Genomic DNA, 19,314 nt, shown 5'->3' with positions numbered 1-19,314 from the left:
AAACAGCAGGTCAGACGCCTGATTGACGCAGGTGACGCAATGACGCAGAAATCCCAGCTTCGGACACACACGGGCACCCTGCCCGCCGCCTCTGATTTTCAGGAAGGACGCAATGCAGAGGTACTTGACGACTGCGGAAGTTGCTGAGCGCTACCGCACGTCGCCCGCGACTGTCCGCTACTGGCGCTACGCCGGAACCGGTCCGCAGTGCTTCTTCAGGCGTGGGCGACATGTTCTGTACGACGCCGTAGCGCTCGACAAGTACGACGCCGAAGAGATCGGAGGCCGATGCGCAGCATGACCAGAGACGGCCGCCAACCTCACCACGCGGCACGCCACTTCCATGCTGTCTCGGCTTGCTCTGGTGGGAGGGGAACTGATGGCTGACGTGTATGACCGCTGGCACCTGTCCCGACCGCCGGCCGACGCTGAGCCGTGCAAGGAGCACAGCACTAAGACCAGGACCGTGTTTCCCTCTGCTGAACATGGCGTGGGGAAGCGCTGGCAGGTTCGGTACCGGGACCCGTCGGGCGAGCAGAAGAAGGAGAACTTCGCCAAGCGCACCGCAGCCGACGCGCGGGCGGCCGAGATCACCAATGAACTGGACAAGGGTGAGTACGTCGACCGCGTCACGCGCCGCCAGACGCTCCGGGACTACGCCGAGGAGTGGCGCACCACGGCGACGCACCGCGAGCGGACGGAGTCCAACGTCGAGCGGGGGCTGCGGCTGCACGTTTACCCGCTGCTCGGTCCCCGTCAGATCGCTAGCATCAAGCGATCGGACATCAGGGCATGGGTGAAGGACCGCTCCGCCGTTCTTGCCCCGTCCAGCCTTCGCACGCCGTGGAATGCCCTGTTCGGCGTGATGGCCGCGGCCCACTACGACGGCATTATCCGCGCGAACCCTTGCCACGGCATCGACCTCCCCGAGATCCGCAAGCCCGAGGTGGTTCCGCTTGACCCCGCAGTAGTGCGAGCCCTGCTGGCCGCAACCTCGTCCCGCTACCGGGCGTTGATGCGCCTGGCCGCGACCACGGGCCTGCGGCAGGCCGAGTTGTTCGGACTGGAGGCTGAGCACGTTGACCTGCTGGCCGGAACGGTCGAGGTTGAGCAGCAGCTCATCGGCCCCGACAAGGGCGTGCCGTACATCGGGGAGCCGAAGACCGAGAAGAGCTACCGCACAGTGCCGCTGTCGGTGTCTGCTGTGGCGGCCATTGAGGAGCACTTGAAGGCGTACCCGCCGGCCGAAGTGGAGATCGAGGACCGGACGGACCCGCGGAAGCCGAGGACCAGGAAGGCCCGGCTGCTGTTCGTGAGTGAGACGGGCGACCCGATCCGGCGAGGGTCGTGGGCGAAGCTGTGGGCGCGCATGGTGAAGCGGGCAGACAAGCAGTTGGCTGCCAGTGAGTCGCCGCTGCGCGTTCCCGAGGGGACGACAACACACGATCTGAGGCACTTTTATGCCTCGGTGCTCATCAAGCACGGTGCGTCGGTGAAGAAGGTGCAGCGGCGCCTCGGTCACGCCAAGCCATCGATCACCTTGGATCTGTACGTGCATCTGTACGAGGACGACGAGGACACTACGGCCGCTCTCATCGATGAGGCTCTGGCGGACGTGCCCTGAAAGTGCCCTGTCGGCCCCAGGGAAGGGGAAGTGCGCAGGTAGAGACCCAAAGGGCGGCACCCGTGCGGGGGTGCCGCCCCTTCGGGCTGTCTACTCCTGAGTCGTACGCCGCCGCCGTACCGCCATCAACACACCGCCCCCGGCGAGCAGTACGACCGCGCCGCCGCCGGCGAGGTAGGGGGTGGCGCTGTTGCCGCCCGTCGCGGCGAGGTCGGTGTCGTCGGTGGTGTTGTCGGCCGTGTCTTCGGCCGTGTCCTCAGCAGGTTCGAAGTCCGCGGGGGGCTGGTCGCAGCCGATGCCGTCCTGGTCGCGGTCCAGGTGGCTGCCGTAGTGCTCGTCGCCCTCGGCGATGTTGGAGTAGCCGTTGTCGTACGCCTCGGTGCAGTTCGCGAACGGGTGGTCGCCCTCGTGGGCTTGGGCGGTGCCGGGCGTCACGGCCAGCGCGAACGCGGCTACGGCTAAGGCGGCGGGCATGCGGAACAGGTTCATGGAACCCCCCTTGGTCCGGATTTGAGGTGTTGACCGTATTGAGGGGCGCATGGTGGCGGGGCGGTTCGACGGACCTGTGATGCAAGCGTGACGTGACCGGACGGTAGCTCTCCGCTACCGCCCGGCCCCCGGGGACTAGGCCCGGAACGGCCCCGTCACCTCGTAGGTGATGCCGCCCGACGAGCTGCCGCTCGTCCCGCGCTGGCTGGAGAAGTACAGGCGCCGGCCGTCGGGGGAGAAGGCCGGGCCGGTGATCTCCGAGCTCGACTGGCCGTCGATGCGGAGGAAGGGGGCTATGACGTCGTCGGGGGTGATGACGCAGATCTCCATGTTGCCGCCGTCCTCGGCCACGAACAGGTCGCCGGAGGAGGAGCCGGTGATGTTGTCGACGCCGGTGAGGGGGGCCGTACCGGAGGTCACCAGGGAGTCGTCGTACGCCAACTCGTAGGTGTTGTTGGTCAGGTTGAGCTGCCAGACCCGGTTGTCGCCCTTCGTGGTGAACCACACCGTGTCATTGGCGTAGTGGCAGCCCTCGCCGCCGTTGAAGGACTTCGAGCCGGAGACCTGGGTGCGGGTGGTGGTCGGGGAGCCGTCCGGGTCGGGGACGTTGGCCCAGGTGAAGGAGCCGGAGGTGGCGGAACCCGCGACCAGCACCTGGAGGGTGCCGGAGGAGAGGTTGCCCCAAGTGGTCGGGACGAAGCGGTAGAAGCGGCCGTTCGACTCGTCCTCGGTCAGGTAGATGACCTTGCGCACCGGGTCGGCGGCCGCCGCCTCGTGCTTGAAACGGCCCATCGCGGCCCGACGCACGGCCGCGTTCACGCCCCACGGGTCCGTCTCGTAGACATAGCCGAGGGAGACCTCCTCGCAGGACAGCCAGGTGTTCCACGGCGTCTTGCCGCCCGCGCAATTCTGCCGGGTGCTCGACAGGATGCGGTACGCGCCCGTGATCGCGCCCGTCGAGGAGAACTTCACCGCGCTCGCGCCGCCCGACGGGTTGATCTCCGAGTTGGAGACATAGATCCAACCCGTGCCGTCCGCGTAACAGGCGCCGCCGTCGGGGGCGTTGTGCCAGGTGTACGAGGTTCCGGAGACGGTCTGTCCGGACCGGGCGATGATCCGGCTGGTGAAGCCGCTGGGCAGTCTGATGCCATTGGCGTTCGGTGAACCGAGCGCTCCGTACGGGCCCGTGCCGGGCTGGGCGGGCGCGGCGTAGGCGGCGCCGCGCCACAGGGTTCCGCCGAAGACGGCGGAGGACCCGCCGAGGACGGCCGCACGCAGGACAGTACGACGTTCCACTCTCGCTCCAAGGGTGGAGTCTGCCCCGCCACCGGTCGGCGACGGGGTCGTGCGGAGAGGGACGCTAGAGCGGCCGGGTTGCCGTGCCCAGGGACAGCGGGTTGACAGCCCATGGACAGGCTGTGACGGTCTGCGTGCCGCCCGTGGCCATTCCTTGTGTCCGTGGCCATGCCATGTGCCGGTGGTCAGGCCGGGAGCGCCGGGGCCTCGCGGCGGCGCGGGCCCGGCTTGGCGAGGGGGTGGCCGCCGGGGGGTGGCTCCGCGGACGGCAGGCGGACCACCGCGTCGAGCCCACCCGTGGCCGCGGGGTGCAGCCGGGCCTCGCCGCCGCTCGCGTGCGCGAGCCGCTGGACCAGGGAGAGCCCGAGACCGGTACCGCCCTTCGGTGCGCCGGGCGCCCGCCAGAAGCGGTCGAAGGCGCGCACGCGCTGGTCGGGCGTCATACCGGGGCCCTCGTCGGTGACATGGAGGTCGACCCAGCACGGGCGGGCGTCACGCAGGGCGCGGCGGGCGGGCACCAGCAGCCGTAGCTCCATGGTCACCGTGGAGTCGGGCGGGGAGGCCCGCAGGGCGTTGGACAGCAGGTTGTCCAGGATCTGCTCGACGGCCCCCGGCAGCGCGAGCACCGGTCCCACGCTGCCGGCGAAGAGCACCAGCGCCACGCCCTGCCGCTCGAACAACGGCTCCCAGGTCCGGTGCCGTTCCGCGCAGACCGCGCCCACGTCGACCGGGCCCGGGGTGACCGCGTCCTCCTCGAGACGGGCCATCGCCAGCAGTCCCTCGACCATCCGGGAGAGGCGGTCCGTCTCGGTCACGGCGGCGGTGAGGCTGGGGCGGCCGCGGGCGGAGACGTTCGGTTCCAGGTTCTCCAGGCGCAGGCGCAGTGCGGCCAGCGGTGTCCTGAGCTGGTGCGAGGCCTCGCCCGCGAAGGCGTGCTGGGAGGCCAGGAGATGGGCGAGGCGGGCCGCGGTGCGGTTGAACGCGGCGGCCAGCCGGCGGACCTCGGGCGGACCCTTCGTGATCGTCACCGGTGCTGCCAGGCCGCCGTCAGCCAACTCGTATGTGGCGCGCTCGAGTTCACGGATGGGACGGCCGGTCCAGCGGGCGATGGCATACCCGAGTACGCCGACCGCCGCGAGCACCCCGAGCCCACCCGCGCCGAGCAGCAGCCACGCCCGATGGATCCGCTCGTGCACCGTCCGCGTCGGCACCGTGAGCCATACGGCACCCCGCGCACCCTGACTGACGGGCGCGGCGACGGACAGGTACTCCACCCCGCCGATGGTCGACGTGCGCACGTCCACCGCGGATGTGCCGCGCAGTGCCGCCGTGATCCCGGGACGGGTGGGCAGCGCGCGGGCCGCCCGGCCGGACAACGGGTATGAGGCGGTGAGCAGTTCGCCCGAGCCGTCGACGACGACCACCTTCCCGCCGATGCGCTCGGCGCAGTGCGCCACCCGCTCGGGCAGGCTCTGCCCGGCCCGGTCGGCGGCCAGGGACAGCGCGGCGTACGCGGAGACCGATTCGGCCTCGTCCCGCGCCGCGTCCGCCACCCGCTCCCGCTCGCCGCGCGAGTAGACGAAGCCCAGCGGGATCTCCAGGCAGAGCAGCACGAGGGCGGCGAGGGTGAGGTAGCCGATGAGCAGCCGACGGGTCATGTCGGCTCGCTCGGCCCGGTGTGCACGGCCAGCCGGAAGCCGACTCCGCGCAGGGTCTGGATCCACGCCGGATGGCCCAACTTCCGCCGCAGGGCGGCGACATGGACGTCCAAGGTCTTGGTCGGACCTTCGTAGTGCGGGTCCCACACACGGTCGAGGATCTGCTGCCGGGAGTAGACCGCGCCCGGGTCCTCGGTGAGCAGCGCGAGCAGCTCGAACTCCTTCGGGGTGAGGGGGACCTGGACCTCACCGACCCAGACCTGGCGGGTACGGCGGTCGACGGCGAGGGGGCCGGGTTCGTAGACGGGTTCGGGCGCGGCCTCCTGAGTGCGCTGGGTCCTCCGTGTCACCGCACGCACCCGCGCCACCAACTCCCGTACGCTGAACGGCTTCGCCAGATAGTCGTCGGCACCGAGTTCGAGGCCCAGCACACGATCGGCCTCTTCCCCGCGCGCGCTGAGGATCACGATGGGAACGTCGGAGACCTGCCGGATGCCCCGGCAGACGTCGATGCCGTCCATGTCCGGCAGCCCCAGGTCGAGCAGGACGACATCGCCGTACGGCCTTCTCAGCCCCTCCGCTCCGGTGGTCACGTGATCCACCGTCAACCCGAAGTGGGCGAGCCCCTCGGTGAGCGGTTCGGCGATCGTCTCGTCGTCCTCGATGAGCAGTACTTGTATGCCCATTGACCCTGTCTCTCGAATTCACATTCTCTGCCCTGGAGTTGGCACGCTACAAGGAACAAGCGCTTTCTGGGCATGGTGACAAAGAATGTCCAATTGCTGTCCGGGGTCTGGTGTTCGCTTAACCTTCCTCTGGTGTGCGCTCCTCTACGCTGCGGTGAACTGGTCGAACTCCCAGCTGAGGAGGCATAGTTGAAGGCGCTGCTGGACCGTGCCCGCTCGTTCGAACGGCGGGTGGATTTTGAGAGCGGTGAATACCGGAAACTCGCCGAGGGGCAATATCCCGAGGTGTTGTTCATTACATGCTCGGACTCTCGGGTGATACCCGCCCTCATCACGGGCGCACGGCCCGGAGAGATATTCGAGCTGCGGAACGCAGGCAATATCGTGCCGTCGTACGGGCAGCACGGGACGGGTGGTGAGGCCGCCACCATCGAGTACGCACTGGAGGTGCTCGGGGTTCAGGACCTCGTCGTGTGCGGTCACTCACACTGCGGAGCGATGGGCGCGCTGAAGTCCGGCGACGACCTCAGCGCGCTGCCCGGAGTGGACGCCTGGCTCAGGTCGGCCCGCCCGGAGCTGGAGTCGGTGCTGGCCACCGCCTCCGACGACCCCTCGATGCCCGATGTGGCACAGCGCAATGTCGTCAACCAGCTGGCCGCGCTGCGCAGTCACCCGGTCGTGCGGCAGCGGCTGGAGGGCGGGCTGCGGCTGCACGGCTGGTACTACGAGGTCCACACCGGCCGGGTGCACGAGCTGGACGAAGACGGCCGCTTCCGGGTGCATGCCGGATGAGCGGGGCGCATGCGCGGAACAAGCCGCGCGCCAAGAGCGCGGGGCCGGTGTCCGGCCTCGGCACCGAGCGTGCCGGGCCGAAGTCCGGCCTCGGCACCGAGATCACCGCCTCTCTCGTCGTCTTCCTGGTCGCGCTGCCGCTGTGCATCGGTGTCGCGGTCGCGTCCGGCGTCCCGGCCGAGCTCGGGATCATCTCCGGTGTCATCGGCGGCCTGGTGGTGGGCGCGATCCGGGGCAGCACGCTCCAGGTCAGCGGGCCAGCCGCGGGCCTCGCCGCGCTGGTCGCGGAGACCGTCGCGGAGCACGGCCTGGCCATGCTCGGCGTGATCGTCCTGCTCTCCGGAGTCCTTCAGATCGTCCTCGGCCTGGTACGGCTCGGTCGGATGTTCCAGGCGATCTCCCTCGCCGTGGTCCAGGGCATGCTGGCCGGCATCGGACTGCCGCTGATGTTCAGCCAGGCCTATCCGATGGCCGACGCCAAGGCTCCCGGGTCCCCGATCGAGAACATGGCCGGGATCCCCGGGCTGCTCGCCGACATCCTGACGGACCGGCAGGCGGTGATCGCCGCACTGCTCGGTGTGGTCACCATCGTGCTCAGCTTCGTATGGAAGAAGGTGCCGGGGCCGCTGAAGAAGATCCCGGCCGCGCTGGTCGCCGTCGGCATCGGCATCGCGGTCGCCGCGCTGCCCGGTGTCGAGGTGAAGACCCTCCAGGTCGGGAATCTGCTCGCCTCCGTGCAGGTGCCAGGCGCCGAGGAGTTCGCGGGCCTCGCCGACGTGGCGATCATCAGTTCCGTGCTCACCTTCACGGTCATCGCCTCGGCGGAGAGTCTGTTCACCGCCGCCGCCGTGGACCGGATGCACAGCGGCCCCCGTACCCGTTACAACACCGAGCTCATCGCCCAGGGCACCGGCAACACCCTCGCCGGCCTCCTCGGGGCCCTGCCCATCACGGCCGTCGTCGCCCGCAGTTCGGCGAACGTCCAGGCCGGCGCCAGGACCCGGCTCTCCCGGACCCTGCACGGCCTGTGGCTGCTCGGCTTCGCGCTGCTGCTGCCCCAGGTCCTCGCCCTGATCCCGATCTCGGTGCTCGCCGGGGTCCTCGTGCACAGCGGCTGGAAACTGTTCGCGCCCGAGGAGTTCCCGAAGATGTGGCGGCAGGACCGGGGCGAGTTCGTCGTGATGACCGTGACCACGCTGGTCATCGTGGCGACCGCGCTGCTCGAAGGGGTGCTCGTCGGTCTCGCCGCCGGGATCGTGCTGGCCGCGCTGCGCATGTCGCAGACCGTGATCCGGCAGCACGTCGAGGAGGACACCGCCAAGGTCGTGATGGCGGGCAACGCGACGTTCCTGCGGCTGCCGAAGGTCATCGAGGCACTGGAATCGGCCGCCGCGTCCGGCAAGCCGCGCATCCGCCTCGACCTGACCGGCGTGACCCATCTGGACCATGCCTGCCGCAGCCAGGTCGAGGAGTTCACCGCCCAGCAGCGCGGGCGCGGGCTGCGGGTGGAGCTGCTGATGCCCGGTCCGGCGAGGACGGCGGACCCCGCCCCCTCGGAGGCCGAGCCGCATACCTGGCCCGCCCCTGGCCCCGGCGTCGAATGGTTCTACCTGGACACGCGGCCCCTTCCGGACGACTACGCGGAGCATCCGCCGCTCGTAGGCTGAGAGCCTGTGTCACAGCCGACGGCGAAGGGAGCTCGGCCATGGCCGGATGGAACTCGACGGACATTCCCGATCTGACCGGACGCGTCGCCGTGGTCACCGGCGTCAACAGCGGCATCGGGTATGTCACCGCACGCGAACTGGCCCGCAAGGGCGCCAAGGTCGTACTCGCCTGCCGCAGCGAGCGGCGCGGCACCGAGGCCGGGGACCGGATGGTGACCGAAGTGCCGGGCGCGGATGTGGAGTTCGGGCGGCTGGACCTCGGGGACCTGGGCTCCGTACGAGAGTTCGCGTCGTCTGTGCCGTTCGAGCGGCTCGATCTCCTCGTCAACAACGCCGGGGTGATGGCGCTGCCGTACGGCACCACGGCGGACGGGTTCGAGCGGCAGTTCGGGGTCAATCATCTGGGGCACTTCGCGCTCACGGGGCTGCTGTCGCCGGTGCTGCTGCGGACGCCGGGGGCGCGGGTGGTGACCGTCTCCAGCTTTATGCATGCCGTGGCCAACATCGATCTCGGCGACCTCAACAGCGAGCGCCGCTATCGGCGTTGGGTCGCCTACGGCCGCTCCAAGACCGCCAACCTGTTGTTCACGCATGAGCTGGCGCGCAGGCTGGCGGTGCACGGCTCGGACGTGGTGGCGGCCGCGGCCCACCCGGGGTACGCGGCCACCAACCTCCAGACCGAGGGCCCGCGCATGGCGGGACGCCGGGCCGCCGAGCGTTTGGTGCGGATCGGCAACCGCGTCTTCGCCCAGCCCGCCGATTCCGGCGCCCTGCCCACGCTGTACGCGGCCACCGCCCCCGACGTCACCCCCGACTCCTTCACCGGCCCGTCCTTCGCGGGCTGGCGCGGCTCACCGGCACCGTCGTGGCGGGCGTCCTGGACCGTCAACGACGCGATGGGGCAACGTCTTTGGGAGGCCTCGGAGCGGCTGACGGGGGTGTCGTACGACGCGCTCAAGGCGTGAGGTTCAGTCCTTGCGGCCCGTCACCGCGACCGTGACACCGAGCCCGATCATGGTCATCCCGCCGACTCCGCCCACCGCCGACAGTCGGCGCGGGGAGCGGGCGAACCAGCCCCGGGCGGTTGCCGCGGCCAGTCCCCAGACGCTGTCCGAGGTGAGCGCGATGGCGTTGAAGACCAGGCCGAGCAGCAGCATCTGAGCCGTCACATGCCCCGCGCCATGGTCGACGAACTGGGGCAGCACCGCGGCGAAGAACACGATCGTCTTGGGGTTGGTCACACCGACCGCGAACCCCTCCCAGAAGGTGCGCAGACCGCCCTGCTCGGCTGCCGCCGCCGCGTCCTCGGCGAACGCGGCCCGCAGCGCCCCGCGCTCCCGCCAGGCCTTGATGCCCAAATAGACGAGGTAGGCGGCGCCGGCCAGCTTGAGCGCCGTGAAGACCAGCACCGAGCGCTCCACGATCGAGCCGACCCCGAACGCCACCGCCAGGACCAGCACATAGGCGCCGACGGTGTTTCCCACCACCGTCATCAGGGCGGCCCGGCGGCCCTGGGCGAGGGCGCGTCCGACGACGAAGAGCACGCTGGGTCCGGGGACCACGATCAGCAGGAACGACATGGCCGCGAAGGCGAGGAGACGGTCGGTGGACACCATGCCCGCCATGGAAGCAGCGCTCGCCCCCGCTCGGCCAGCCGTTTTCTCAGGCGGAGGCGCCGCTGTCGACCACCAGGTCGGTGCCGACGACCGAGGCCGCCGCGTCGGAGGCCAGATAGAGGACGGCGGCGGCGATCTCCTCGGTCGCGGAGACCCGGCCCAGCGGAACGGCGTCCCGCATACGCTCCGCGCGTTCCGCCTCCGTCTCGCCGGGGCCCAGGGACATCGTGGTGTCGACGGCGCCCGGGCTGACGGCGTTGATCCGGACGCCGTCGCCGATGTGGTCGAGGGCGGCTCCCCGGGTGAGCACGGAGACTGCGGCCTTCGTGGCCGCGTACGCGGCGGCGCCGGGGTGGCGGGCGTGCACGCCGAAGATGGAGGCGATGTTGACGATCGCCCCGCCGGAAGGCTGGGTGCGCATCTGCCGGATCTCGGCCTGGAGAGCGAGGAACACACCGGTGACATTGATACCGAGCTGGGTGTGCCAGTCCTCCTCCGACAGCTCGGCCAGCGGGGCGCCGCCGCGGAAGACACCGGCGTTGTTGACCGCCACATCGAGCGAGCCGAAGTGGTCGACGGCGGCCTCGACGAGGGCCCGTACATCGGCGGCGTCGGAGACATCGGCGGTGACCGCCAGGGCCTTGCCGCCGGCGTGCTCGATCAGGGCCACCGTCTCGTCGAGCGGCCCCCTGCCGCGTCCGGCGACCACCAGCCGCGCCCCCTCGGCGGCGAAGGCGAGCGCGACGGCCCGTCCGATGCCGGAGCCGGCGCCGGTGACGAGGACGGTGCGGTCGGTGAAGCGGTTGCTGGTCATGATCTCCCCTGTTTCTTGACCGATCGGTTCAATATGAGGGCGCACGGAAAGGCCGCCCGTGTGGACTTCAGTCGAGCAGTGCCAGTGCCTGTTCCGCCGCGTCCCGCACCCTGGCCGGGTCCGAGGAGGCCTTCCCGACCACCCGGAAGCCCTGCATCAGCACCAGCAGCATCCGGGCGAGGGTGAGCGGATCGCGCCCCTCGGGCAGCTCGCCCTGGGCCCGGGCGCGGGCCAGCGCGGCGTGCAGCACCGTCTCGAGACGGTCCCAGTTGCGCTCGACCTGCCGGGTGGCCGTGGGGTCGTGCGGGGCCAGTTCCGCGGCGGTGTTGGTGACGAAACAGCCGTAGCGCCGCAGTTCCGAATCGGCCGCGTCGGCCGCGAAGCGCCGGACCAGCGTGCGTACGGCGGGCAGGGCGGGCCCCGGCTGGGACAGTTCGCGCAGGATGTCCGGGAGGCGGGCCTCCTCGTAGCGCTCCAGCGCCTTCAGGTACAGCTCGTGCTTGCTGCCGAAGGTCGCGTACAGGCTCGCCCGTCCGATCCCGAGGTGCTCCGTCAGGTCGGACATCGACGTCGCCTCGTAGCCGCGCTGCCAGAACAGCTCGAGGGCTGAGTGCAGCGCGGCGTCGGGATCGAACTCCTTGGTCCTGGCCACGAGTTGCAGCCTAGGTATTTCTGGAACGATCAGTCAAGGTGCGGTGGTCAGGCCGCGCGGATCGTGTACGTCGTCACCCGTACCGACTCGTCGTCCAGGCACTGCCCGGAGGCGAGGTCGAAGCGCTGCTTCAGCAGCGGGGAGGCCACGAACGGACGGCCCTGGTGGCTGCCGATCAGACCGCGGGAGAGGACACCGGCGCCGCTGAAGGGGTCACGGTTGTCAATGGCGTACAGCGTGCCGGAGCGGTCGCGGAAGAGGGCCACCTGGCTGCCGTCCGGCAGCAGGGCCGCCACTCCACGGCCCGGGAGCAGCTGGTTCAGGTCGCAGACCGTGAACCACTCTTCGGCGAGCTGCAGTTGGACCTTGAGGTCGGTCGTCTCGGGTGCCAGGGTCATCGCTGGGCGCTTCCTTCCAGGGGGCGGCGGCCGATGGACAGCAGCGGCAGGTCGGGCTTGATCTGGTCGCGCTCGGGGACGAAGCCGACGACCGGGTCGGGGGTGTCGGGCGCGTTCACGAAGGACACGAACCGGGCCAGCTTCTCGGGGTCGTTGATGGTCTCGGCCCACTCGTCGCGGTAGTGGTCGACATGGGCCGCCATCAGCGATTCCAGCTCCTCGCAGATGCCCAGCGAGTCCTCCACCACCACATCCCGTACGTGGTCCAGGCCGCCGGGGATCCGCTCCAGCCATGTCGACGTGCGCTCCAGGCGGTCCGCCGTACGGATGTAGAACATCAGGAACCGGTCGATCAGGCGGATCAGTTCGGCGTCGGTCAGGTCCTGGGCGAGCAGGTCGGCGTGGCGCGGGGTCGCGCCGCCGTTGCCGCCGACGTACAGGTTCCAGCCGTTGGCGGTGGCGATCACGCCGAAGTCCTTGGACTGGGCCTCGGCGCACTCGCGCTGGCAGCCCGACACCGCCGACTTGAGCTTGTGGGGGGACCTGAGGCCCCGGTAGCGCAGCTCCAGGTCGATCGCCATCCGGACGGAGTCCTGGACGCCGTAGCGGCACCAGGTCTGGCCGACGCAGGACTTCACCGTGCGGAGCGCTTTTCCGTACGCGTGGCCCGACTCGAAGCCGGCGTCCACCAACCGGGCCCAGATCACCGGGAGTTGTTCCACCCGGGCGCCGAACATGTCGATCCGCTGGCCGCCGGTGATCTTTGTGTAGAGGCCGAAGTCGCGGGCGATCTCGCCGATCACGATCAGCTTCTCCGGGGTGATCTCACCGCCGGGGATACGCGGGACGACCGAGTACGAGCCGTTCTTCTGGAGGTTGGCGAGGAAGTGGTCGTTGCTGTCCTGCAGCGCCGCCTGCTCGCCCTCCAGGACATAGCCGCTCACGCCGATCGTCGGGGCGAGGGAGGCGATGATCGAGGCGACGGCCGGCTTGCAGACCTCGCAGCCGTCACCGCCCCGGGCGCCGTCGCGGCCGTAGCGGTCGAGCAGGTCCTGGTAGGTGTTGATGCGCAGGGCGAGGACGATCTCGTAAAGCTCCTCGCGGGTCTGGGCGAAGCAGCCGCACAGGCCCTTGTCGACCTCGACGCCGGACGCCTCCAGCTCGGCGGTGACCAGCTGGCCGAGGACCTTGACGCAACTGCCGCAGCCGGTACCGGCCTTGGTGCACTTCTTCACCTCGGGCACGGTCGTGCACTGGTGGTCGGTGACCGCGCCGCGGATGGTGCCCTTGGAGACGTTGTGGCAGGAGCAGATGATCGCCTCGTCCGGCAGCGCGGACGGGCCGAGCTGGGCGGGGGCACCCGCGCCGGCCGGCAGCACCAGCGACTCGGGCGAGACCGGCGGGACCGAGCCGGTGAAGGCGCGCAGCGTGCCGTAGGCGTCCGCGTCGCCGACCAGGATGCCGCCGAGCAGGGTGCCGTCGCGGCCGATGACCAGCTTCTTGTACAGGCCCGCGCGGGAGTCGGAGTAGACGACGTCCAGGCAGTCCTCGGCGGTGCCGTGCGCGTCACCGAAGGAGGCGACGTCGACGCCGAGCAGCTTCAGCTTGGTGGACAGGTCGGCGCCGGTGAAGGACGCCTCGTCGGCGGCGATGGTCGCGGCGGCCGTCTCGGCCTGCTCGTAACCCGGCGCCACCAGGCCGTACACCCGGCCGTCGGCCGCTAGCGCGCACTCGCCGATCGCGAAGACATGCGGGTCGGCGACGGTCCGGCACTGCTCGTCCACCGAGATGCCGCCGCGCTCGCCGACCGTGAGGCCGCAGTCGCGGGCGAGCTGGTCGCGGGGGCGGACACCGGCGCTGAACACGACCAGGTCGGTGGCGAGTTCGGAGCCGTCGGAGAGCTTCATACCGGTGACGGCGCCCTCGGCGTCGACCACGATCTCCTGCGTTCCCACGCCGGTGTGCACCGACAGGCCCATGTCCTCGATAGTGCGCAGCAGGGCCGCGCCACCGCCCTCGTCGACCTGCACCGGCATCAGCCGCGGCGCGAACTCCACGATGTGGGAGGTCAGTCCGAGGCCCTTGAGCGCACCGGCCGCCTCGAGTCCGAGCAGACCGCCGCCGACCACGGCACCGGTCGTACGCGTCTTGGCGTACTCCTCGATCGCGAGCAGGTCCTCGATCGTGCGGTAGACGAAGCAGCCCTTGGCGTCCTTGTTCGGCACCGGCGGCACGAACGGGAAGGAGCCGGTGGCCAGGACGAGGGTGTCGTACTCGAAGACCTGGCCCGACTTGGCGGTGACCTTCTTCGCCTCGCGGTCGACGGTGACCGCCGGGTCGCCGATGTACAGCTCGATCGAGTGCTTCTCGATGAACTCCATGTCCGTCATGGACAGTTCCTCGGGCGTCTTGCCCGAGAAGTACGAGGTGAGCGCGACGCGGTCGTACGCGGGACGCGGCTCCTCGCACAGCACGACCACGCGGTGCGTGGCGGTCAGGCCGCGCTCGGCGAGTGCTTCCAGGAAGCGCTGGCCGACCATGCCGTGGCCGACGAGCACGATCGTGGGGGTGGCCCCCGGGGTGGCGGTCATCAGGAGCCTCCATCGTTGGTGAGCAGGTGGAGCAGGGGAGCGCCGTCCGCGGGGAGCGGCTCTGCTCCCTCCCAGGCGCGGGCGAGCGCGCCTACGGTGCCGAGTTCACCGACGAGCACCCCGCCGACCACGCGGTCGTCGCGGACGACGACCTTGCGGTAGGTGCCTCGGGTGGCGTCGGTGAGCTGGACGACGTCGTCGCCCGGGAGCGCCTCGGTCTCGCCGAACGCGGCGAGGTCGAAGGCGGTGTTGCCGTTGAGCGTCAGCCGGGTCAGCGAACGGGTCCCGGTGTACCGGACCCCGGCGTCACCGGCGATCGACTCCGCGAGCGCCTCGGCCTGTTCGAGCGCCGGGGTGGCGAGGCCGTAGAGCGTGCCGTTGTGCTGGGCGCAGTCGCCGATGGCCCGGATGTGCGGGTCGGAGGTGCGCAGTTCGTCGTCGACGAGGATGCCCTTGTGGACGGCGAGCCCGGCCTCCTTGGCGAGACCGGCGCGCGGGCTGACCCCGCAGGCCAGTACCACCAGGTCGGCGTCGAGGGCGTATCCGTCGGCCATCTCCACCGAGCGGACGGCGCCGCCGACGCAGCGCACATCGCGCACCCGGCACTCGGTGTGCACCTCGACGCCGAGGTCCTTCAGATGCCGCAGCACCAGCTTGGAGGCGCCCGGGTCGAGCTGGCGTTCCATGAGCCGCTCGGACTGCTGGGCGAGCACCACCTGGGCGCCGCGCACGGCGAGCGCGCGGGCCGCGGAGACACCGAGCAGCCCGCCGCCGATGACGACCGCGCGCACCCCCGGCCGTACCGCCTTGGACAGGCCCAGGCAGTCGTCCATGGTGCGGAACGCGTGCACGCCCTCGGGCAGCACATGGTCCGGAGTGAACAGACCGCGCAGCGGCGGCAGCACCGGGTTGGATCCGGTGGCCAGGACCAGCGTGTCGTATGCGATCTTCGAACCGTCCGCGCACTCGACGGTGCGCCCGTCCCGGTCGATGCCGGTGACCCGGGTTCTGAGCAGCCCGTCCGGGGTGGGCAGCGCGATCACCTCGGGGGCGTACCGCCCGGCCAGCACCTCGGCGAGCAGGACCCGGTTGTAGGGCCGGTGCTCCTCCTCGCCGATCAGCAGCGCGGGCGTGCCGAGCTCACCGAGCCGCCGGGCGAGCCGTACGCCCGCGAGGCCGGCGCCGATCACCACCACACGCGTATTCGAGGTCATGCCATTGAGCGTGCGGTGCGGGTGTTACCCGGCAGCATCACGTCTGTTTCACGCGGGGAACTCTGCCCTCAGCGGTGCCGGGGGGCAGGTGTGAGGGTTCCTCGCTGCGGGCGGGTGTGGGCTGTGAGAACAGGGCGCGGCCGGGGTGGAACCTCAGAAACCCCTCAGGTACATGGACGTGGCATGTATCCCGTCCCTAGGGTCGCGATCATGCCCGACATATCGCTGACCGTGATCGTCGTCCTCTGCCTTGCGGCCTTTGCGGCCGGCTGGATCGACGCCGTGGTCGGCGGCGGAGGGCTCCTGCTGCTCCCGGCCCTGCTCCTGGGCCTCCCGTCGAACACGCCCGCCGCCTACGCCCTGGGCACCAACAAGGCGGTCGCGATCGTCGGCACCTCGGGCGCGGCGGTGACGTATGCCCGCAAAGCCCCGGTCGACGTCCGCACCGCCGTCCGCATCGGTCTGGCGGCACTCGCCGGATCATCGGGCGGGGCGTTCCTCGCCGCCGGGATGAGCACCGAGGTCCTCAAGCCGGTGATCATGGTGGTGCTGCTCGCGGTCGCCGCCTTCGTGATCCTGCGCCCCGCCTTCGGCACCGCCCCGGCGCCCGGCCCGGCCACCCGCCGCCAGATCCTCACCGCGATCGGCCTGGCAGGCATCGGCATCGGCTTCTACGACGGACTGATCGGCCCCGGCACGGGAACCTTCCTGGTGCTGACCCTGACGGCGGTCCTCCATCTCGACCTGGTCGCCGCCTCCGCCACCGCGAAGATCGTCAACTGCTGTACCAACGCGGGCGCCCTCGCCACCTTCGCCTGGCAGGGCACGGTCCTGTGGCAGCTCGCCGCCCTGATGGCCGTCTTCAACCTGGCGGGCGGCACCCTCGGCGCCCACACCGCCCTGAAGAAGGGCAGCGGCTTCGTCCGGGTCGTGCTGCTGACGGTGGTGTTCGCGCTGGTGGCGAACATGGCGTACGAGCAGTGGCTGGCCTAGCGGTCCTTCAGTAGGAGGTCGATCATCCCGGTGGTGCCCTCCTCACCGCGTGCCTGGGTGACGGCCCGGTCCATCAGCTTCATGTACGGCATCAGCAGTTCCGCGCTCACGCCCTGCTCCTCGGCGGTGCGCAGCAAGGTGGCGTTGCCCGCCGCCTGCATTTCGAGGCTGGAAACGACGTCCTTCGAGTAGTCCTCGCTCTCCAGTTGGTCGGCGGTGGTGTGGACGGCGTGTGCCATCGCGGTGAGCCAGTCCTGGAGCAGCGCCGCGAACTCCTTCGGCGCGATGTCCTCCCGCCGCACCAGCGCGAAGGCGTGGAAGACCCCGGCGAACATGCCGGTCATCGCGCTGAGCAGCGCCACGTCGTGCAGGGCGGCGAAGCCCGGGTTCGTACCGACGTAAGTGGTTCCGGCCGGGACGGCGAGGGTCTCCCGGTGCTCCTCGAACAACTCGGAGGAACCGCTGTAGAAGACGTACGCCCCGCTGTCGGCGCTGCCGATCATCGGCGGTACGGCCATGATCCCGCCGTCCAGGAAACGCGCGCCGCGCTCCTCGGCCCAGGTGGCGCGGGCGCGGCCCTGGGCCGGGGTGCCGGTGGTGAGGTTCACGAGGTCGCGGCCGGTGAGGTCGGCGCCTTCGAGGGCCTCGCCGAGGGAGTCGTCGTCCAGGAGGCAGGCGATGACCAGGCGGTTGGCGGCCACGGCTGCCGCGGCGCTCGCTGCGACCGTCGCTCCTTCGGCCGCGAGGGGTTCGGCGCGGGCGGGGGTGCGGTTCCAGACGGTCACCGGGTGTCCGGCGGCGAGCCAGGCGCGGGCCAGGGCGGTGCCCATGGCGCCGGTGCCGAGCAGGGTGAGTGGGGTCGGGGAAAAGGCGTTGTCAGTCATGGCGGTTAGCCTCGTAGAGAGTGAACGGGCTGCTCAAGTACGTACTTTGGAGTGGGCGCTTACCTTCGGGAAAGCATCGAGGCAGGGGGACGGACATGGTGATGGGGCGGCGACGGCCGGGCTCGTACGTCTGCGGGGTCGACGCGGCGATGGACGTGATCGGCGGCAAGTGGAAGGTGCTGATCCTGTGGGCGCTCGCGGTGCGCCCGCACCGGTTCGGGGAGCTGCGCCGCGAGCTGCACGGGGTGACGGAGAAGGTGCTCGCCGCGCACCTGCGGGAGCTGGAGGCGGACGGCATCGTGCACCGCGAGGAGTACGACGAGGTGCCGCCGCACGTCGAGTACTCGCTGACACCGAAGGGCGTCACTCTCAACGCCGCCCTGGAGCCGCTGGGCGTGTGGGGACAGCGGAACGTCCTGGCGTCAGCGACTGCCGGTGAGGTGGGCGAAGACGACGACGTTGCCCTGATAACCCGTGGTGCGTGAGTAGCCGCCGCCGCAGGTGATCACCCGCAGCTCGGGGCGGCGGGCCGCGCCGTAGACCTTCTCGTCGGGGAAGTCCCGGGCGGCGTACACCTCGACGGAGTCGACCGTGAAGACGGCCGTGGAGCCGTCGCGCCGGTCCACCTCCACCGTGCTGCCCTTCTTCAGGGCGCCGAGGCGGTAGAAGACGGCGGGGCCCTCGGCGTTGTCGACATGGCCGGCGACGATCGCGGTGCCCGTCTCGCCGGGTGTCGTCCCGGCCTCGTACCAGCCGGCGAGGTTCTCGCGCTCGGCGGGCGGGACGGCGAGGCTGCCGGCCGGGGTGAGGCCGAGGCCCGTCAGGGGGGCGTTCACCCGGATCGACGGGATGCGGACGCGGTCGGGCGGGGACGGCGGCAGCGCGGGCGCGGCGGACGGCTGCCGCTCCGCGGGGTCGGCGTGCGCCTGGGCGGCGGACGGCTGCGGCGGGGCATGCGACTCGGCGCCACTGCGCAGCAGCCAGGCCCCGGAACACAGGGCGACCACGGTGACGGCCGCTATCGCGGTGTTGCTGTACCTGCGCGCGACGTTGTCGTATGTGCGCGCGGTGCTGTGGGAATTGCGCACTCGAGCCTCCTGGACGGACCCTGGTCCCCCTCCGGGCCGCGAGGGGCGTCGGACCCGGAGGGGGAGGGGACATGCGGTACCGGCGGGACGGACAGCGGAGGGTGTCCGTCAGATCCCGTCGCCTCTCGCCCGGCGATGCAGGAGCCAGGTACCGCCCGCGGCGGCGACGGCGAGAGCCGCCACGCCCGCCGCGGTCTGTACGGGGTCGGGGCCGAGTGCGCCGCCGACCCCCGTCTTCACACTTCCTCGCGGATGCACCTGCTGCCGCTGCGAGGCCAGCGTCACCACCAGGTCGCCGGTCACCTTCCGGCCGCCCTCGGCGCAGGTAGCGGTGATCTCGTACGTCCCCGGCTGCGCGCTCGACGGCACCCGGAACTGGCCGATCGCGTCCTGCTCATGGGTGCTCGGCGCCAGCGTGAACGCACCGGCGCCCACCGCGCTGGCGTCCCCGGCCGCCGTACCCTCCGCGCACGCCGCCGTGTTCACAGTGACCTGACCGCCGGGGACGGCCGAAGAGGGGTACACCTCAAGACTGCCCGCGTCTGCGGCATACGCCGGTACGGAGACCAGCCCGGCGACCGCGACGGCGAGCGCGCTCCCGGTGAGCAGACGGGCGGTACGGCGCATCGGTGCTCCTTCGAGCTCAGCGGTGGGTCACTGCCCTTCCGAGGTAAGGGGCAGCGGGCCGGGCGCGCTTCCTGAGGGGCCGTCAGAATTGGGGTGAATGGGTGTCAGGAAAGCTGGTCGAACAGTGTGTTTCGGCAGGTCAACGCCCTTACGGCAAGGGTGTGCGGGAAGTGCGTGCGCGGCGCGTGTGAACGGGTGACCCGATGCGGCGCTTGACCTCAATAA

20 protein-coding genes are annotated in these 19,314 nt (G+C 70.7%); 7 read left to right on the top strand and 13 right to left on the bottom strand.

Going from position 1 to position 19,314, the window contains the following annotated elements:
• Positions 1 to 112 precede the first annotated feature (112 nt).
• Entirely contained in the window at positions 113 to 301 is a 189-nt protein-coding gene (locus OHT76_RS14405) for a helix-turn-helix domain-containing protein (RefSeq protein ID WP_250074969.1), read from the top strand.
• 78 nt (positions 302 to 379) lie between these two features.
• On the top strand, positions 380 to 1,624 hold the full coding sequence (locus tag OHT76_RS14400; protein WP_328871217.1) for a site-specific integrase: 1,245 nt from the start codon (positions 380 to 382) through the stop codon (positions 1,622 to 1,624).
• 90 nt (positions 1,625 to 1,714) lie between these two features.
• Here OHT76_RS14400 and OHT76_RS14395 read toward each other — a convergent pair whose 3' ends face one another.
• The 4 genes from OHT76_RS14395 to OHT76_RS14380 form a co-directional block, all read right to left on the bottom strand.
• Positions 1,715 to 2,113, bottom strand: a complete 399-nt coding sequence (locus tag OHT76_RS14395) for an excalibur calcium-binding domain-containing protein (protein ID WP_328871216.1) — start codon at positions 2,111 to 2,113, stop codon at positions 1,715 to 1,717.
• A gap of 135 nt (positions 2,114 to 2,248) precedes the next feature.
• Positions 2,249 to 3,409: an alkaline phosphatase PhoX gene (locus OHT76_RS14390; RefSeq protein WP_328871215.1), complete on the bottom strand. Its 1,161-nt coding sequence runs from the start codon at positions 3,407 to 3,409 to the stop codon at positions 2,249 to 2,251.
• Positions 3,410 to 3,594: 185 nt separating this feature from the next.
• Positions 3,595 to 5,067: a sensor histidine kinase gene (locus tag OHT76_RS14385; RefSeq protein ID WP_328871214.1), complete on the bottom strand. Its 1,473-nt coding sequence runs from the start codon at positions 5,065 to 5,067 to the stop codon at positions 3,595 to 3,597.
• Entirely contained in the window at positions 5,064 to 5,753 is a 690-nt protein-coding gene (locus tag OHT76_RS14380; protein ID WP_328871213.1) for a response regulator transcription factor, read from the bottom strand. Before OHT76_RS14380 ends, OHT76_RS14385 begins: the two co-directional genes overlap by 4 nt.
• Positions 5,754 to 5,942: 189 nt before the next feature.
• On the opposite strand from OHT76_RS14380, the gene OHT76_RS14375 reads away from it, so the two are divergent.
• The 3 genes from OHT76_RS14375 to OHT76_RS14365 are packed head-to-tail and all read left to right on the top strand — an operon-like array spanning position 5,943 to position 9,177.
• Positions 5,943 to 6,545: a carbonic anhydrase gene (locus OHT76_RS14375; protein WP_328871212.1), complete on the top strand. Its 603-nt coding sequence runs from the start codon at positions 5,943 to 5,945 to the stop codon at positions 6,543 to 6,545.
• Positions 6,542 to 8,212 (top strand): SulP family inorganic anion transporter, encoded by a 1,671-nt coding sequence (locus tag OHT76_RS14370; RefSeq protein WP_328871211.1) that lies wholly within the window; start codon positions 6,542 to 6,544, stop codon positions 8,210 to 8,212. Before OHT76_RS14375 ends, OHT76_RS14370 begins: the two co-directional genes overlap by 4 nt.
• Positions 8,213 to 8,250: 38 nt before the next feature.
• A complete protein-coding gene (locus OHT76_RS14365; RefSeq protein ID WP_328871210.1) occupies positions 8,251 to 9,177 on the top strand; it encodes an oxidoreductase in 927 nt (308 codons plus the stop codon).
• Between the two features lie 3 nt (positions 9,178 to 9,180).
• Here OHT76_RS14365 and OHT76_RS14360 read toward each other — a convergent pair whose 3' ends face one another.
• The 6 genes from OHT76_RS14360 to OHT76_RS14335 all read right to left on the bottom strand — a co-directional run bounded on the left by OHT76_RS14360 (position 9,181) and on the right by OHT76_RS14335 (position 15,497).
• The gene (locus tag OHT76_RS14360; RefSeq protein ID WP_328871209.1) at positions 9,181 to 9,828 is read right to left on the bottom strand and encodes a LysE family translocator; all 648 of its coding nucleotides are present in this window, start codon (positions 9,826 to 9,828) and stop codon (positions 9,181 to 9,183) included.
• A gap of 46 nt (positions 9,829 to 9,874) precedes the next feature.
• Entirely contained in the window at positions 9,875 to 10,642 is a 768-nt protein-coding gene (locus tag OHT76_RS14355; protein ID WP_328871208.1) for an SDR family NAD(P)-dependent oxidoreductase, read from the bottom strand.
• 67 nt (positions 10,643 to 10,709) lie between these two features.
• Complete coding sequence (locus OHT76_RS14350; protein WP_328871207.1) at positions 10,710 to 11,294, bottom strand: TetR/AcrR family transcriptional regulator; 585 nt, start codon at positions 11,292 to 11,294, stop codon at positions 10,710 to 10,712.
• Between the two features lie 47 nt (positions 11,295 to 11,341).
• Positions 11,342 to 11,692, bottom strand: coding sequence for a nitrite reductase small subunit NirD (gene nirD, locus OHT76_RS14345; protein ID WP_328871206.1), 351 nt, complete (start codon positions 11,690 to 11,692; stop codon positions 11,342 to 11,344).
• Positions 11,689 to 14,283: a nitrite reductase large subunit NirB gene (nirB, locus tag OHT76_RS14340; RefSeq protein ID WP_328871205.1), complete on the bottom strand. Its 2,595-nt coding sequence runs from the start codon at positions 14,281 to 14,283 to the stop codon at positions 11,689 to 11,691. Before nirB ends, nirD begins: the two co-directional genes overlap by 4 nt.
• Positions 14,283 to 15,497, bottom strand: coding sequence for an NAD(P)/FAD-dependent oxidoreductase (locus OHT76_RS14335; RefSeq protein ID WP_328871204.1), 1,215 nt, complete (start codon positions 15,495 to 15,497; stop codon positions 14,283 to 14,285). Before OHT76_RS14335 ends, nirB begins: the two co-directional genes overlap by 1 nt.
• A 210-nt stretch (positions 15,498 to 15,707) precedes the next feature.
• Between OHT76_RS14335 and OHT76_RS14330 the strand changes: the two genes are divergently transcribed.
• Positions 15,708 to 16,490 (top strand): sulfite exporter TauE/SafE family protein, encoded by a 783-nt coding sequence (locus OHT76_RS14330; protein ID WP_328871203.1) that lies wholly within the window; start codon positions 15,708 to 15,710, stop codon positions 16,488 to 16,490.
• On the opposite strand, the gene OHT76_RS14325 is transcribed toward OHT76_RS14330, so the two are convergent.
• Positions 16,487 to 17,374, bottom strand: a complete 888-nt coding sequence (locus OHT76_RS14325; protein ID WP_328871202.1) for an NAD(P)-dependent oxidoreductase — start codon at positions 17,372 to 17,374, stop codon at positions 16,487 to 16,489. The two genes, OHT76_RS14330 and OHT76_RS14325, sit on opposite strands and share 4 nt — an antisense overlap.
• Before the next feature lie 95 nt (positions 17,375 to 17,469).
• Between OHT76_RS14325 and OHT76_RS14320 the strand changes: the two genes are divergently transcribed.
• Positions 17,470 to 17,859 carry a winged helix-turn-helix transcriptional regulator gene (locus tag OHT76_RS14320; RefSeq protein WP_443049785.1) on the top strand — a complete coding sequence of 130 codons (390 nt, stop codon included), beginning with the start codon at positions 17,470 to 17,472 and terminating at the stop codon, positions 17,857 to 17,859.
• On the opposite strand, the gene OHT76_RS14315 is transcribed toward OHT76_RS14320, so the two are convergent.
• Both OHT76_RS14315 and OHT76_RS14310 read right to left on the bottom strand, forming a co-directional pair.
• Complete coding sequence (locus tag OHT76_RS14315) at positions 17,797 to 18,462, bottom strand: class F sortase (protein ID WP_328871201.1); 666 nt, start codon at positions 18,460 to 18,462, stop codon at positions 17,797 to 17,799. The genes OHT76_RS14320 and OHT76_RS14315 overlap by 63 nt on opposite strands.
• A 108-nt stretch (positions 18,463 to 18,570) precedes the next feature.
• Entirely contained in the window at positions 18,571 to 19,089 is a 519-nt protein-coding gene (locus OHT76_RS14310) for a hypothetical protein (protein WP_328871200.1), read from the bottom strand.
• Between the last annotated feature and the right edge of the window lie 225 nt (positions 19,090 to 19,314).

It is taken from the genome of Streptomyces sp. NBC_00287 (assembly GCF_036173105.1).
Classification (GTDB): Bacteria; Actinomycetota; Actinomycetes; order Streptomycetales; family Streptomycetaceae; genus Streptomyces.
The sequence above is the reverse complement of the archived record's forward strand: the minus strand, read 5'-3'. Positions and strand labels throughout refer to the sequence as shown.